The organism is Bradyrhizobium sp. CCBAU 45384 (genome assembly GCF_028128665.1).
GTDB lineage: Bacteria > Pseudomonadota > Alphaproteobacteria > Rhizobiales > Xanthobacteraceae > Bradyrhizobium > Bradyrhizobium manausense.
On sequence record NZ_LBIZ01000120.1, the window covers coordinates 345621 to 360232 of the forward strand.

At 64.6% G+C, this 14612-nt stretch carries 12 protein-coding genes and 2 pseudogenes; 9 read left to right on the forward strand and 5 right to left on the reverse strand.

The features are described from left to right. Positions 1-12: 12 nt before the first annotated feature. Together XH80_RS41365 and XH80_RS41370 are read right to left on the reverse strand one after the other, a co-directional pair. Positions 13-1635, reverse strand: a complete 1623-nt coding sequence (locus tag XH80_RS41365) for an MDR family MFS transporter (RefSeq protein ID WP_271603594.1) — start codon at positions 1633-1635, stop codon at positions 13-15. Then, the gene (locus XH80_RS41370; RefSeq protein ID WP_442869209.1) at positions 1577-2839 is read right to left on the reverse strand and encodes an HlyD family secretion protein; all 1263 of its coding nucleotides are present in this window, start codon (positions 2837-2839) and stop codon (positions 1577-1579) included. The genes XH80_RS41365 and XH80_RS41370 overlap by 59 nt, the downstream gene beginning before the upstream one ends. Before the next feature lie 90 nt (positions 2840-2929). Between XH80_RS41370 and XH80_RS41375 the strand changes: the two genes are divergently transcribed. The 7 genes from XH80_RS41375 to XH80_RS41405 all read left to right on the forward strand — a co-directional run bounded on the left by XH80_RS41375 (position 2930) and on the right by XH80_RS41405 (position 10571). Beyond that, complete coding sequence (locus tag XH80_RS41375) at positions 2930-3589, forward strand: TetR/AcrR family transcriptional regulator (RefSeq protein WP_271603595.1); 660 nt, start codon at positions 2930-2932, stop codon at positions 3587-3589. Between the two features lie 47 nt (positions 3590-3636). Then, on the forward strand, positions 3637-4110 hold the full coding sequence (locus tag XH80_RS41380) for a MarR family winged helix-turn-helix transcriptional regulator (protein ID WP_271603596.1): 474 nt from the start codon (positions 3637-3639) through the stop codon (positions 4108-4110). Between the two features lie 12 nt (positions 4111-4122). Continuing rightward, on the forward strand, positions 4123-4893 hold the full coding sequence (locus tag XH80_RS41385) for an enoyl-CoA hydratase (protein ID WP_220001485.1): 771 nt from the start codon (positions 4123-4125) through the stop codon (positions 4891-4893). A gap of 126 nt (positions 4894-5019) precedes the next feature. Beyond that, the gene (locus XH80_RS41390; RefSeq protein WP_271603597.1) at positions 5020-7101 is read left to right on the forward strand and encodes a methyl-accepting chemotaxis protein; all 2082 of its coding nucleotides are present in this window, start codon (positions 5020-5022) and stop codon (positions 7099-7101) included. Between the two features lie 112 nt (positions 7102-7213). Further along, positions 7214-8152 carry a dihydrodipicolinate synthase family protein gene (locus tag XH80_RS41395; RefSeq protein ID WP_220001487.1) on the forward strand — a complete coding sequence of 313 codons (939 nt, stop codon included), beginning with the start codon at positions 7214-7216 and terminating at the stop codon, positions 8150-8152. A 326-nt stretch (positions 8153-8478) separates the two neighbouring features. Continuing rightward, positions 8479-9879, forward strand: coding sequence for a selenium-binding protein SBP56-related protein (locus XH80_RS41400; RefSeq protein WP_271603598.1), 1401 nt, complete (start codon positions 8479-8481; stop codon positions 9877-9879). Between the two features lie 83 nt (positions 9880-9962). Beyond that, positions 9963-10571, forward strand: coding sequence for a hypothetical protein (locus XH80_RS41405; protein WP_271603599.1), 609 nt, complete (start codon positions 9963-9965; stop codon positions 10569-10571). Here XH80_RS41405 and XH80_RS41410 read toward each other — a convergent pair. From XH80_RS41410 to XH80_RS41420, 3 genes and pseudogenes are all read right to left on the reverse strand, one after another. Then, positions 10549-11274 (reverse strand): DUF1045 domain-containing protein, encoded by a 726-nt coding sequence (locus tag XH80_RS41410; protein ID WP_271603600.1) that lies wholly within the window; start codon positions 11272-11274, stop codon positions 10549-10551. The two genes, XH80_RS41405 and XH80_RS41410, sit on opposite strands and share 23 nt — an antisense overlap. Before the next feature lie 18 nt (positions 11275-11292). Next, complete coding sequence (locus XH80_RS41415; RefSeq protein WP_271603601.1) at positions 11293-12486, reverse strand: alpha-D-ribose 1-methylphosphonate 5-triphosphate diphosphatase; 1194 nt, start codon at positions 12484-12486, stop codon at positions 11293-11295. Next, positions 12483-12629 (reverse strand): annotated as a pseudogene (locus XH80_RS41420) (chloramphenicol acetyltransferase); the annotation flags it as partial. The gene XH80_RS41415 and the pseudogene XH80_RS41420, both read right to left, overlap by 4 nt. Before the next feature lie 151 nt (positions 12630-12780). On the opposite strand from XH80_RS41420, the gene phnC reads away from it, so the two are divergent. Both phnC and phnD read left to right on the forward strand, forming a co-directional pair. Further along, a complete protein-coding gene (gene phnC, locus XH80_RS41425) occupies positions 12781-13590 on the forward strand; it encodes a phosphonate ABC transporter ATP-binding protein (RefSeq protein ID WP_271603602.1) in 810 nt (269 codons plus the stop codon). A 64-nt stretch (positions 13591-13654) separates the two neighbouring features. Continuing rightward, positions 13655-14582, forward strand: a pseudogene (phnD, locus tag XH80_RS41430) (phosphonate ABC transporter substrate-binding protein). Positions 14583-14612 lie beyond the last annotated feature (30 nt).

The following is a 14612-nucleotide window of genomic DNA, read 5'->3' on the forward strand; positions in this document are numbered from 1 at the left end:
GGTTGTTTTCTGCTAGTGCGCGCCGCCCCCGCCGGCCGCCTTCACCCGCCGCGTCAGCAGCACCGCGATCGCGGCCAGCACCAGCACCACGCCGATCACCGCAAAGGTGTCGGAGAAGCCCATCACCAGCGCCTGACGCTTCACCGTCTTGCCGAGCGCGATGATCGCCTGCTCGCGTGCGGCGTTGGGGTCGGGCACGCCGTGGGCGATGAAATAGTCCGTCATCTGCGCGATGCGGGTGCGGACTTCCTCGCGGCCGAGCGTCACGGAATGGCCGATGATGTTGGAGTGGAACTGTTCGCGCTTGGTGACGATCGTCGCCAGCACGGCCGTGCCGATGGCGCCGCCGAGGTTGCGCATCATGTTGGAGATGCCGGAGGCCGCGGGCGCGTCCTGCGGCGCGACGCTGCCGAGGCTGAGCGCGGACAGCGGCGCCAGCGTCAGCGCTTGGCCGACGGCACGCACGACGTTCGGTATGAAGAACTGGTCGCCGGAATAGTCGAGCGACATCTCGATGTTCAGGAAAGAGCTCACCGCGAACAGCAAGAGGCCGACGGTCGCGATGTAGCGCGCGTCGAAGCGCTGCATCAGCTTCGGCACGAGCGGAATCAGCAGCAGCTGCGGCAGGCCGGTCCAGGCCAGCACATTGCCGATCTGCTCGGCATTGTAGCCCTGCACCTGGCCGAGATAGGCCGGCAGCAGATAGACCGAGCCGAACAGCGCAAAGCCGAGGAACACCGCGGCGATGGTGCCGACGCCGAAATTCCACTGCGTCAGCAAGCGGAGGCGAAGCAGCGGCTTCTCGACCACGAGCTCGATGGTGATGAACAGCGACAGGCTGATCGCGGCGATGACCGCGAGCCGCACGATGAAGGGCGAGCCGAACCAGTCGTTCTTGTTGCCTTCCTCGAGCACGGCCTGCAGCGAGGCCAGGCCGACCGCCATGGTGGCGATGCCGAACCAGTCGCCTTCACGCAGCAAGGCGAGATTTAAGGGCGCACGCTCCAGGGTGAGGAACAGAATGCTCACCATGACCGCCGTCGGCAGCACGTTGACGAAGAAGATGGTCTGCCAGCCGTAATTCTCGGTGAGATAGCCGCCGATGGTCGGGCCGATCGCAGGCGCGAACGTCACGGCCAGCGAGAACATCGCGAGCCCGATCGGCTGCTGGCCCTTCGGCAGCTTGGTGAAGACAAGCGTGAAGGCCATCGGGATCAGCACGCCGCCGAAGAAGCCCTGGAAGCCGCGCATCGCGATCATCGACGGCAGATCGTGGGTGAAGGCACAGGCGACCGAGAACGCCGCAAACAGCGAGGCAAAGCTCAGCATGATATTGCGGAACGAGAACACCCGCGACAGATAGTCGGTCAGCGGAATCACGATGATCTCGCCGATCAGGTACGACGTTGAGATCCAGGATCCGTTGTCGACACCGGTGCCGATGCCGCCCTCGATATTGAGCAGCGAGGCATTGGTGATCTGGATGTTCAGGATCGCCATGAAGGCGCCGATCATCGCGGCGAAGACGGCGATCCAGACTGTGGCACTGGCCCTGTTGGGATCGGCGGCGACGCGATCAGGCGTCGCGGCCGGTATGGTGGGCGCTGACGTCGAGATTGCGAGGCTGTTGGACATGGCACGACCCTCCGGAAACAAGCTTGGCTTTGGACTGGGTTGAGGGCGTCGTTGCCGCTTGCGCGGTCGGCGCTGAACGGGTTGCGATCGTCGGGATCACGGACATGCCGGGCCGCAGCTCGATCGCTGGCTGCGTTTCGGCATCCAGCGCGATCTTCACGGGGATGCGCTGCACGATCTTGGTGAAATTGCCGGTGGCGTTGTCAGGCGGCAGCAAAGCAAATTCCTGGCCGCTGGCCGGCGCGATGGAATCGACGTGGCCATGCACCACCTGGCCCGGGAACGTATCGACCTCGATCTCAACCTCTTGTCCGGCGCGGACGTGGGTGAGCTGCGTTTCCTTGAAATTGGCGACGACATAGGCGCCCTCGACGGGCACGATCGACATCAGCTGCGTGCCGGCCTGCACGAACTGGCCGACGCGCAAGGTGCGGTTGCCGATGACGCCGTCGATCGGCGCGACGACCGTGGTGTAGCCGAGATTGAGCTCGGCCTGATGTTGAAGCGCGGTGGCGCGGGCGGCGGCGGCATTGGCCTGCGCGATCTCGGCCTTCAGCAGCTCGACCTGCTTGAGGGCTGAGGCGAGATTGGCGGTATCGCGCTGGATCGCAGCCTCGGCGCCGGCGTTGCGGGACTGCGCCTGCTGCGCATTCTGCACGCTGCCATAGCCGGTCGCGGCGAGATCGGTGTAACGCTTGTTCTCCTGTTGCGCGAAGATCTTTGCGGCGGTGTCGACATCGATGGTCGCCCGGGCTGCGTCGATCACCGCATCTTGAACCTCGAGCTGCGCCTGCTTGCTGGTGATCGTCGCATTCGCGGCGGCGACATCGGCCTTGGCCTGGTCGAGCGCGACGCGGAAGTCGCGGTCGTCGATCCGCGCCAGCACCTGGCCAGCTTTCACATGCTCGTTATCGCCGACCAGGACACGGTCGAGATAGCCGCTGACCTTCGGCGCGATGGTGGTGTTGTCGGCCTTCACATAGGCGTCATCGGTGGAGACCAGGAAGCGGCCGACGGTCCAGTAATCGTAGCCGTACCAGCTCGCGCCGGCGAGGGCGGCGAGGGCCACTCCCGCAAGCAACAGCTTGCGAAGGTTGAGCTTTCGGCTCGGGGCGGCGGTCGGCGTGGTGGGCATCACGCCCTCCGGCACGGGAGTTGGAACCACGGCGCCTTCGGATTTCGCTGGATTGGTATGGACGGTCATGGCCGCCTCCCTGAATTAGGAAACTTGACGATTTCCAAAATAGGAATAGCTTTTAGACTGTCAATGGAATGACAGGCATCATTTAAAGACATGGCTCAGACAAAATCGTCATCAGAGGTTCGTCCGCGCGGACGGCCGCCGGTGCGCAGCGACGAGGAGACGAAGCGGATCGTCCTCGAGGCCGCGAGGCACGCCTTTGCCGTCGATGGTTACGCAGCAACCAGCACCGAGGAGCTGGCGCGTGGCGCCGGCATCTCCACCAAGACGCTCTACCGGTTGTTTCCGGGCAAGGCGGCGCTGTTCGAGGCGATGTGCGCTGACAGGCTCGAGCGGCTGCTCTCCGACGTCAATCTTCAGGCCAGCAACCAGGCCGACATCGAAACAAATCTTGCTGCCGTCCTGGTCGCTTGCGCCGATCTTGCGCTCGATCCTGAAGTGGTGGCGCTGCAGCGCATGGTGCTGCAGCAATCGGCGACGTTCCCCGACCTTGCCGCGAATTTTTATCGGGATGGCATCGCCCGCACCGCGGCGGCGCTCGCGGGCTGGCTCCGCGATCAGGTCAGGAAGCAGCGCCTCGCGCTCGACAATGTCGATGAAGCGGCCGGCATGATGATCGGCATGATGGTATCTGCGCCGCAACGCGCAGCGATCTACGCAAGCGTGACGCTGCCCTCCCGCAAGGAGATCGAGCGGCGGGCAAAGGCATGCGCCGCAATTCTGCTTGACGGCTGCCGCGGGCCGTCGCGCTAGCGACGGCAGGCTTTGACAATCCGACGAAGCTGGATTATCTATTTCGCATGCGAAATAAATCGCCTGAGGCGAAGCATCATCGGCTGATTTATTTATTGAACGTTGCGCAGCGGCGCTTGCAGCGCTGGATAGCGGCGCAGCGCTCGAGCGAAGTGACGCCGGCGCAGGCGGGGCTACTGTTTATCCTCGGCAAGCAGGATGGCGTTCTGATGGGTGAAGCGGGCGCCGCCCTAGACATGGGACCGGCCGGCATTTCTGGTCTGGTCGATCGCAGCGCTGCGGCAAGATTGGTCGAGCGGCGAGCTGACCGCGAGGACGGCCGCGCCTTTCGCGTGTGGCTGACGCCGAAGGGCCGCACTGTGCTGGCGCAGGCGAGGGCCGATACGGCTGCGATCAATGCCACCCTGACGGAAGGATTTACCAGCGCCGAGATCGATATCGTCGCGCGCTGGTTGACCAGCATTCAGGACAAGTTTCCAAGAGACTCCATAAGAGACATCGCAAGAGATCCAGAGGAATAAGAGGAGACACTCATGACCGAGCATGTGCGAGTTGAAAACAACAACGGAATTCTCACCCTTACCCTGGCGCGCCCCGACAAGAAGAACGCGCTGACGGACGCGATGTACGGCAAGCTCGCCGACACCATCGAAGCCGCCGAGTCCGATCCCTCCGTGCGCGTGCTGCTGATCCGCGGCGAGGGTGACATGTTCACCGCCGGCAATGACGTCGGCGAGTTTGCGGCCGTCGCATCAGGCAAGTCCGAAGGCAGCCGCAATGTCGGACGCTTCATCCAGTCGCTGGCGCGTTGCACGCGACCTCTTGTTGCAGCCGTGCAGGGCCGTGCCGTCGGCGTCGGCACCACAATGCTGCTGCATTGCGATCTGGTCGTGCTGGCCGAGAATACGCAGCTGTCGACGCCCTTCGTCAGCCTCGCACTGGTGCCGGAAGCTGCCTCCAGCCTCCTGATGCCGGCGCGCATCGGTTATGCCCGCGCCTATGAGATGTTCGCCCTCGGCGAGACCGTGCCGGCCAAGTCTGCGCTGGAATGGGGCCTCGCCAACCGCGTCGTGCCGCTTGACAGGCTCGATGCCGAGGCGCTCGCGCTGGCCCAGCGTCTGGCCAAACAGCCGGCCGGCGCGCTCATCGCGACCAAGAAGCTGATGCGCAATGGCGAGGCGCTGGTCGCGCAGATGAATGCCGAGGGCGAGCAGTTCGCCAGGCGTCTGCGCACCGCCGAGGCGCGCGAGGCATTCACGGCCTTTGCCGAGCGGCGCCCGCCTGATTTCACGAAGGTTTCGTGACATCTGGGCCAACCTCAAGGGGGGCTGGCAAATCGCGAACACCCGCATTTCACTAAAACCTTAACGGAACATTGGCATGTCCCGATGCAAGGTGGCCTCTCCTGGACAAAGGCCCCCTTGTGACCCATGGCAATGTTTAAGAAATCGGTAAGCTCGCTGCTCCTGACCTTGATGGCCCTGTTGGCGGCCGGCGCGCTCGCCTCCACGGCGATCCAGATGGTCGGGGCCTTCGGCCGCTATAACGACAGTCTCGAGACGGCGCGGCTTGCCGCCGCCGACAAGGCGATCTTCCACGGCGTGGTAGCGCTCCGCCAAAATCGCGGCGACGCCCAGAGCGCGATCCTCGGCGAGGACGACCCGCGCGCAAAGCTCGCCGAGGCGGAGAAGGCGGAGCAGGGCGGCTATGAAGGTGTCATCGCCGCGATGGCCAGCGTCGACTTTGCCCGCCGGGACGAGCTGGCGACCAAGCTGAAGCAGGGCTGGAGCGAGGCCGCCCCGCAATTCCAGCTGTTCTATGATGAAGCCAAACGTCCGCGCGCCGAGCGCAAGATCGAGCGCGGCAACCCCTGGTACGATGCCGTCACCAAGGTCATCGACACGGCGAACCTCGCCTCGACCGCGGTGTCGAACCAGGCCTGGATGAACGATCCCTTCATTGCCCGCATGGTCCAGGTCCGCCGCCTCGCCTGGCAGGTGCGCGACCGCTATGGCATCCATTGCTCGTCGCTGCGCTCGAACGTCAACAGCAGCAAGCCGCTCGACGACACTCAAAAGCGATCAGTGGCACAGTGGGACGGCACCATTGCCTCCAGCTTTGCCGGCATGGCCGAGTTGCTGGCAGCCCCCGATGTTCCTTCAGAATTGGTTAGCGCAGCAAGGGACGCGCAGGCCAAGACCGACGGTGTTCTCAAGCAGATCGGCGATCTCACCAGGAATTTTGATGGCAGCGGCAAGCCGGCGATGGCGGCGGCGGATTGGAATGCGCTGTGCCAGTCGCCGTTCCCGCTCATTGTCGGTATCGCGACCACGGCGCTCGACCAGTCGATCGTGCGAGCCGAGACCGTTCAGGCCAAGGCGCTGACCAATCTCATCGTGCAGTCGCTCGCGTTCCTGCTGGCGCTGTCAGTGACGCTGGCCGGTGTCTATGTCGTGCGCAATCGCCTGATGCGTCCGGTGCGCGCCATTCTGGAGGCGATCGCCCGGATCAGCGCGCGCGACTACGCGACGCCGGTTCCGCAATCCCGCTATCCCGACGAGTTCGGCACCATGGCCGCCGCGCTCGAAAGCCTGCGCGAGAGCGCGGCCATTGCGGAACGGCTCGGCCAGGAACGCGAATCGCAGCAGGCGCTGCAGCTCGCCCGCTCCGGCGCCGTCGACGAGGCATGCCGTAGCTTCGACGACACCGTGCAGGCGGTGATCCAGAGCGTCGCGGCATCGGCCAAGGAGCTCGATGCCACTGCGACCGACGTGCGCACGCTGACGTCGGAATCGAGCAGCCAGACGGCCGCGGTGTCGTCCGCCGCCGAGCAGGCGACCAACAATCTCGAAAGCATCGCGGCCGCGACCGAGGAGCTCTCGGCTTCGGTCGGCGAAATCTCCGCGCAGGTGCAGTCCAGCGCACGCGATGCGCGCGAGGCGGTGGCGCAGGTCGAGCAGACCAACGCCACCGTCGAGATCCTCGACCAGACCGCCGGCCGCATCAGCGAAGTCGTGAAGATGATCCACGCCATCGCCGGCCAGACCAATCTGCTCGCCCTAAACGCCACCATCGAGGCGGCGCGCGCCGGCGAGGCCGGGCGCGGCTTTGCGGTGGTTGCCGGCGAGGTCAAGAGCCTGGCGTCGCAGACCGCGACCGCCACCGAAGAGATCTCGCGCCAGGTCGAGGAGATCCAGAGCGCGACCGGCCAGGCCGTTGCCGCCATCCGTTCGATTGGGGGCGCCATCAGCGGCATCGACGAGAAGATGACGGCCATCGCCGCCGCCGTCGAACAGCAGCGCGCGGCCACCACCGAGATCTCGCGCAACTTCCAGCATGCCGCCCAGGGCACCCGCGAGGTCACCGACACCATCGGCAGCGTCGCCCAGCTCAACCAGGAGACCGGCAATGCCGGCACGGTGCTGTTCCAGTCCGTGACCAAGATGTCGGCCGACGCCGACCGCCTCCGCGTCGCGGTGGAGGGCTTCCTCGGCGCCGTGAAGTCCGCCTAGGGCTTCTTTCCCAGCTTGATGGAACGTGGATCGGCATTGCCGGGCCTGGCTGCGACCTGTAAATGGTAGCGGTACCAAGCTCCAACGACAGGACGACAGGGAGATGTCTTCGATGCCGGTCACCCCACATAAGGCCCAGCGCCCCTATCGCGGCGTGTTTCCGGTCGCACCCACCATCTTCGATGAGCGCGGCGAGCTCGATCTCGAGGGCCAGCGCCGCTGCATCGATTTCATGATCGACGCCGGCTCGAACGGCATCTGCATCCTCGCCAATTTCTCCGAGCAGTTCGTGCTGACCGATGCCGAGCGCGAGGCCGTGATGCATGTGGTGCTGGAGCATGTCGCCGGCCGCGTGCCCGTGATCGTCACCACCACCCATTTCAGCTCGGCGGTGTGCGCGGCGCGCAGCAAGCAGGCCGAGGCCGCCGGGGCCGCCATGGTGATGGTGATGCCGCCCTATCACGGCGCCACCTTCCGCGTGCCGGAGAAGGGCATCGTCGAATTCTTCAAGGTGCTCTCGGGCGCGATCACCATCCCCATCATGATCCAGGATGCGCCGGTTGCGGGCACGCCGCTGTCGGTCGAGCTGCTGGCGCGGCTGGCGCGCGAGCTCTCCAACATCCGCTATTTCAAGATCGAGGTGCCGGGCGCGGCGTCAAAGCTCCGCAGCCTGATCGAGGCCGGCGGCAAGGACATCGAGGGCCCCTGGGATGGCGAGGAAGCCATCACGCTGATGGCCGATCTCGATGCCGGCGCGACCGGCGCGATGACCGGCGGCGGCTATCCCGACGGTATCCGCCAGATCATCGATCCCTATTTCGCGGGCGACCGGGAGAAGGCGAAGGCCGCCTATGAACGCTGGCTGCCGCTGATCAATTACGAGAACCGCCAATGCGGCCTGATCGCCTGCAAGGCGATGATGCAGGCCGGCGGCGTGATCAAGTCCGACGCGGTGCGCCATCCGCTGCAACCGCTGCATCCGGCAACGCGCGCAGGATTGCTGGAACTAGCCAAGGAGCGCGACGCGCTGGCGCTGCGCTGGGGAAAGTAATTCTCTCCCTCGTTATTGCGAGCGGAGCGAAGCAATCCAGGAATGTGTCCGCGGAGACAGTCTGGATTGCTTCGCTTCGCTCGCAATGACGGGGTCTGCCAATTTCGGCTGTGAGGCGTCGAATTATCGCGGTTACGCCAGTTTCGCGCAGCCCGGCGATGGCATATTGTACGCTCGCCAACCGGCCCTGCGGAGAATCCCAAGTCATCGCGTAACAAGTCATCGCGTAACAAGTCATCGCGTAACAAGACATCGCGCAACAGCTCTTCTTTTGCCGTTATCCCGAGCCAGGTTGGAGCGAACCGACAGAACAGGGAGGCAGTGCCATGACGATGAGGCCGGATCCCACCTTTCACGCATCGCCCAGGCTTGCGATGGAAGCGCCTGCGGAGAACTTTGCCTACACCTTGCTGCTCAGTCCGGATTTCTCGAAGCCGGACGCTCTCGCGGTCATCGACGTCAAGCCGGGATCGCCGACCTATAGCCAGATCGTCCACACCGTGACGATGCCCAACAAGGGCGATGAGTTTCATCACTTCGGCTGGAATGCCTGCTCCTCGGCCTTGTCGCCGCTGGCCGGACACGCCTTCATCGAGCGGCGTTATCTCATCATTCCCGGGCTGCGCTCGTCGCGGATCTACATCATCGATACCAAGCCCGATCCGACCAAGGCCAAGATCCACAAGATCATCGAACCCGAGGAAGTCTTCAAGAAGACCGGCTACTCGCGGCCGCACACCATTCATTGCGGGCCGGACGGCATCTATGTGAGCACGCTGGGTGGCGGGGGCAAGGATGGCACCAATGGCCCTCCAGGCGTCTTCATCATGGATTGCGAGACATTCGAGGTCCTTGGACGATGGGAGATCGACCGCGGTCCGCAGACGCTGCACTATGATTTCTGGTGGAACCTGCCGCGCGACTACATGGTGACGAGCGAATGGGGGTTACCGCCGCAGTTCGAGAACGGGATCGTCCCGGAGGATCTGCTGTCGAACAAATATGGCCATCGTCTCCACTTCTGGGATCTCCGCGCCCGGCGCAACGTCCAGACCATCGACCTCGGCGCCAATCATCAGATGGCGCTGGAGGTGCGGCCCGCGCACGATCCGGTTCGCGAATACGGCTTCGTTGGCGTTGTGGTCGACACCACCAACCTCGAAGCATCGATCTGGACCTGGTGGCGCGAGGGTGGAAAATTCCATGCCGAAAAGACGGCCACGATCCCTCCCGAAGCCGCGCCAAAGGAGAAGCTCCCGCCGCTGCTGCAGGGATTTGGCGCCGTGCCGCCGCTGGTGACGGACATCGACCTGTCGATGGACGACCGGTTTCTCTATGTCTCGTGCTGGGGCACGGGTGAAATGCGCCAGTACGACGTCAGTGATCCCAGAAAGCCGAAGCTTGCGGGCTCCGTCCACATCGGCGGCATCGCGCGGCGCACGCCCCATCCGAACGGCAAGGCCTTTGCGGCGGGTCCGCAGATGGTCGAGATCAGCCGCGATGGCCGGCGCGTATACTGGACCAACTCTCTCTATTCCACCTGGGACGACCAGTTCTATCCCGACGGGGTTCCGGCGGTGGAAGTCATGGCCAATGTCGGTCGCAACGGCGGCATCGAGCTCGACAGGGACTATTTCGTGAGCTTCCCCGACGGATATCGTGCGCACCAGATCAGGCTCGAGGGCGGCGACTGTTCGACCGACTCCTTTTGCTACCCGTCGGTCTAGATGGGACGCATGCGGGCCCGGCGGTTGGCTGGCTGTGGCTCGCGCTTGCTGCGAGCGGTTTCTACCACGGAGTCAATCCGGGAATGGGATGGCCGCTCGCAGTTTCAGCCGGGCTCATGGACAAGAGCCCGCGCGCGCTCTTTCGTGCATTGTGGGCTCTGGCGGCCGGGCATCTCCTGGCAACGCTTCTCGTGCTGCTGCCATTCGCGTTTCTGTTCGTGCTGGCCGAGTGGCAGCGTCCAATCCAGCTCGGTGCGAGCCTTCTCGTCATCGGCTTTGGCGTCTATCGGCTGATCGAGCGTCGTCATCCGCGCGCGCTGGCCCGAATTCCGCCGACACAACTGGCGCTCTGGTCGTTTGCCGTCGCCATCGCTCACGGCGCCGCCCTGATGCTGGTGCCGATCTATCTCGGGCTCTGTCAGGCCTTCGATCTCGATGCCGGCCATGAGGCGGCGGGCGCGCTGATGAAGGCGAGCCCTATTGAGTCAAGCCTCGGGATGGCGGTGCTGGTGTCCTTGGTGCACGTGACCGCCATGGTCGGCGCCAGCGGGTGTCTGGCGTGGCTGGTCTACCGCCATCTGGGATTGAGGTTCGTCTCGCGAAGCTGGTTCAATCTCGATGCAGTCTGGGCGACCAGCCTCGTTCTGGTCGGCGCGGTGGCGCTCGCTTTCAATCTCGTGAGCTGGCGCTGAGTTCCAGCCGCGCCAGAGCCCACTCGCCGATGATGCGAAAGCGCGCCTTGGCATCATCCTGCCTGAACAGCGCGATGCGGTCGATCGCCAGCTTTTCCAGCTTCAGCCTCGCAAAGCTTGCCCGCAACATCTCCAGGATCGGGCCGCGCCGCCCGGCATCGAGCCGCCCCGTCAGCGTCATGTGGAAGCGGAATTCTTCCATCACGTAAGGGTAGCCCCAGCGATCGAGATAATCGCGCTGGCGCTCGCTGAGCTCTTCCGGCTTGCGCCGCGCGCGGTCTTCCGCGGTCAGGGGCTGGCGGAAGCAATCGAAATCGCGGACGCCGTCGGCGGCGAGCTGTTGCAGCGCGCCAACCGGCTCGGCTGGAATGACGGCGATGAAGCCGCTGATGGAATCGACGATTGGGCGGATCACCGGGATCTGGCGCGCCTTGCCGGCGAATGTCGCGCAGGCCGCGGCGAGTTCGGCCTCTGTCTTGCCCGCTGCCAGCGCCATCGGCGCCTTCAGCGTGCCGTGAAAACCGTATTTGCGGGGATCGGCGGTGACGTCGCGCCAGTCGGCGGCGACGCCCAGGGCGTCGCCGGGAAAGGGCAGTTCGTCGCCGGTGTAGGCATCATAGCCGAGCAGCTCGGCGCCGAAGCGGGAGAGCGCGTGGTCGGCGCCGGCGGCAAAATAGATCGCGTAGCGGGGAAAACCTGTCATTGCCCAAGCATAACTAATTTATGCTGCAACAATAGTCTCGCGCGGTGTCGCCGCGATGCCAGCCAGACGCGTCGCATCGGTGAGATGGACGAGCTTGCCGGCCGCGATCACCGCGACCAGCCGCGGCCGCAGCGGCATGCTGTCGTCGACGAGCACAATGTCGGCTCGATGGCCTGCGGCGAGCGTGCCGCGATCGGTGAGGCCCGTTGCCTGCGCCGGCGCCGACGAGATCAGCTTCCAGGCCGCTGCCAGCGGCAGCACGCCGTCGGCGGCGAGGCGGAATGCGGCGAGCAGCGGCGCCGGATAGTAATAGTCGGAAGCCAGCACCGTGCAGAGCCCCTTGGCGATCATGTCTGAGGCTTTGGTCCAGCCGGTGTGGCTGCCGCCGCGCACGACGTTCGGTGCACCGTAGACGATGGCATCGCCATGATCAGCTGCCTCGCGCGCCGTCTCCTCGGTTATCGGAAACTCGGCGAGCCTCACGCCCATGGCGCGAAAATTCCGGCGCATCGCCGGCGTCGCATCGTCATGCGACAGCATCCGCACCTCGGCCGCGCGGGCCGTAGCAGCGAGCCGGACGATCGAGGCCGGAACCTCGGCTGCGCGCGACACGATATGCGCGACAAGCTTGTCGAAATCCTCGCCCGACAGGCCGGTGCGCTCCACCATGCGGTTGCGCTTGCGCGGATTCGAGATGTCGGCAACGACCCCGTCCATATGGTCGTTGAAGGCAAACAGGTCGACGCGGCCCTCGGCCAGCCACTGGCCGATCTCGTCCTCGGCATCGAGATTATAGGTCTCGTGGCGCAGGTGAAAACGGGTGTCGGCAGCAAAGTGCGGACGCTGCCGCTCGATCGCCTCGAGCAGGCGCCTGGCATTGTCGCCGCTGCGCAGGCCCGGCTCCCATGACCAGGTGGTGGCGTGGAACACCGTGGTGATGCCGTTGCTGATGACCTGGCGGTCGGTGTCATCAAGCGCGACGTCTATCGGAAGATCGACGCCGGCGCGCGGCATCATCTGCCGCTCGAAGGCATCGCCATGCAGGTCGACGATGCCGGGCAGCACCAGCAAATTACGCGCATCGATCGCCAGCCGCGCGCGACCGCGTGCCGCATCGATCTGCGCAATGTCGGTTCCGGATACGGAGAGGGAAGTTTCGGCGAGCTCGGAGCCAATCAGGGTCCGGCCGCCCTCGATGAAAATGTCTGTCACGCGACCGCACTTCGTTTGCTGGAAGGAAGACTTGTCCCTGCTTCGTATGCCGACAGGAAATCTTCAATCGCGAGCGTGCGGAAATCGGGCAGCGCCGCACGCAATTTGTCGTGATCCCAGTCCCACCATGCCAGCCTGGCCAATGTCGCGTCTCTTCGAGCGGCACAATGACGGTGTCATGACGATATGATGACAGGGGATGAAGTGTGTAGGATCGCCACGCCGCATTGCACGTGTCATACAAGTGTCAACCGCCGGGGATAGCGGTGGGCTCCAGCTACTCTGGAGCCCTGCATGCTGGTGGTTGAAGGTCTGACGTGCCGCTTTGGCGCAAAAGCCGCGGTGGACGAGGCTTCGTTTCAAATCTCCCCCGGCGGCTTCGTCGGCGTGATCGGGCGCTCCGGCGCCGGCAAGTCGACCCTGCTGCGCGCCATCAATCGTCTGGTGACGCCGACGCAGGGCCGCATCCTGTTCGAAAGCCTCGACGTCACCGCGCTGCGCGGCAAGGAGCTGCGGCAGTGGCGGGCGCGGTCGGCGATGATCTTCCAGCAGTTCAACCTGGTCGGCCGGCTCGACGTGCTGACCAACGTGCTGATGGGCCGTCTTGCCGCCATGCCGGCCTGGCGCTCGCTGTCGCAAGTATGGCCCGAGCAGGACAAGGCGCTGGCGATGTCGGCGCTGGAACAGTTCGACATCGCCTCGCTCGCGGCGCAGCGCGCCGATCAGCTCTCCGGCGGCCAGCAGCAGCGCGTGGCGATCGCACGGGCGCTGGTGCAGCAGCCCGACATCATCCTCGCCGACGAGCCGATCGCCTCGCTCGATCCGCGCAACACCAAGATCGTCATGGATGCGCTGCTGCGCATCAACAAGCATTTCGGCATCACCGTGCTCTGCAACCTGCATTCGCTCGATCTGGCGCGCAGCTATTGCGATCGCCTGATCGGCATGGCGGCGGGCCGAGTGGTGTTCGACGGCGCGCCGTCCGCGCTGACCGACCTTGTCGCGCGTGAGCTCTACGATCTCGAAGCCGCCGATGTCATGGGCGGCACGCCTGCGCCGGTGCCCGAGGGGGTCCCGGCACTCGGAACGGCTGCGGCGGCCTGAGCCGCGTCGCATCCGTCATGACCAGTTTTTGCGTCAACCGCTCCTATCAGATGAAGAGGGCATCATGATCACTCGCAGATTAGTTCTTGCCGGCGCCGCCGCGCTGACCTTTGCCGGATCCGCTTCCGCCGAAGACTGGAGGGCGAAATATCCGGAGATCACCTTCGCCGCGATTCCGGCCGAGAACGGTTCGGGCGTGACCGAGCGTTACGCCCCCTTCATCAGCTATCTGTCCAAGGAGCTCGGCGTCAAGGTGACGCTGCGTGTCGCCAACGACTACGCCGCCCTCATCGAGGGCCAGCGCGCCGGCAACATCCACATCGGGTATTACGGCCCGGCCTCGTTCGCGCGTGCCCGGCTTACCGGCGTCAAGACCGACGCCTTCGTCATCGACGTCAACTCCGACGGCTCGAAGGGTTATTACTCGGTGTTCTACGTGCTGGCGAAATCGCCGTACCAGAAGATCGAGGACCTCAAGGGCAAGAACCTGGGCCTGGTCGATCCGAACTCGACCTCGGGCAACAACATGCCGCGCTTCAAGCTGAACGCGCTCGGCATCGATCCCGATGCCTACTTCTCGAAGGTCGTCTTCACCGGCAGCCACGAGAATGCCGTTCTCGCACTTGCGCAAGGAACCGTGGACGTCGCTGCCAATTGGTGGAACGCGGACGACGATTCCAACCTGACCCGCATGCTCAACAAGGGTATGGTGAAGTCGGCCGACGGCACGCTGATGAAGAAGGAGGACTTCCGCATCGTCGTGAAGTCCGACCTCATCATCAACTCGCCCTACGCCTATGAGCGACCTGCCTGAGGACATGAAGGCGGCCATCAAGAAGGCCTTCCTCGATGCGGCGACCAAGGACCCCGAGGCGTTCAAGAAGCTCTCCGACGGCAAGAACAAGCCGTGGGAGCCGATTGCGAACGACGATTACAACAAGACCATCGATCTGATCAGGTTCGTCGATAATCTGCGTAAGAAGGCGTCCTGAGCTCGTCGGGACGAGGCTACTCGAGCCGGG

Excerpts from the sequence above, each read along its gene's own strand:
- XH80_RS41390 (WP_271603597.1), top strand. The coding sequence starts at position 5,020 with ATGGCAATGTTTAAGAAATCGGTAAGCTCGCTGCTCCTGACCTTGATG.
- XH80_RS41400 (WP_271603598.1), top strand. The coding sequence starts at position 8,479 with ATGACGATGAGGCCGGATCCCACCTTTCACGCATCGCCCAGGCTTGCG.
- XH80_RS41365 (WP_271603594.1), bottom strand. The coding sequence starts at position 1,635 with ATGTCCAACAGCCTCGCAATCTCGACGTCAGCGCCCACCATACCGGCC.
- XH80_RS41385 (WP_220001485.1), top strand. The coding sequence starts at position 4,123 with ATGACCGAGCATGTGCGAGTTGAAAACAACAACGGAATTCTCACCCTT.
- XH80_RS41405 (WP_271603599.1), top strand. The coding sequence starts at position 9,963 with ATGGGATGGCCGCTCGCAGTTTCAGCCGGGCTCATGGACAAGAGCCCG.
- XH80_RS41410 (WP_271603600.1), bottom strand. The coding sequence starts at position 11,274 with ATGACAGGTTTTCCCCGCTACGCGATCTATTTTGCCGCCGGCGCCGAC.
- phnC (WP_271603602.1), top strand. The coding sequence starts at position 12,781 with ATGCTGGTGGTTGAAGGTCTGACGTGCCGCTTTGGCGCAAAAGCCGCG.
- XH80_RS41395 (WP_220001487.1), top strand. The coding sequence starts at position 7,214 with ATGCCGGTCACCCCACATAAGGCCCAGCGCCCCTATCGCGGCGTGTTT.
- XH80_RS41370 (WP_442869209.1), bottom strand. The coding sequence starts at position 2,839 with ATGACCGTCCATACCAATCCAGCGAAATCCGAAGGCGCCGTGGTTCCA.
- XH80_RS41380 (WP_271603596.1), top strand. The coding sequence starts at position 3,637 with ATGCGAAATAAATCGCCTGAGGCGAAGCATCATCGGCTGATTTATTTA.
- XH80_RS41375 (WP_271603595.1), top strand. The coding sequence starts at position 2,930 with ATGGCTCAGACAAAATCGTCATCAGAGGTTCGTCCGCGCGGACGGCCG.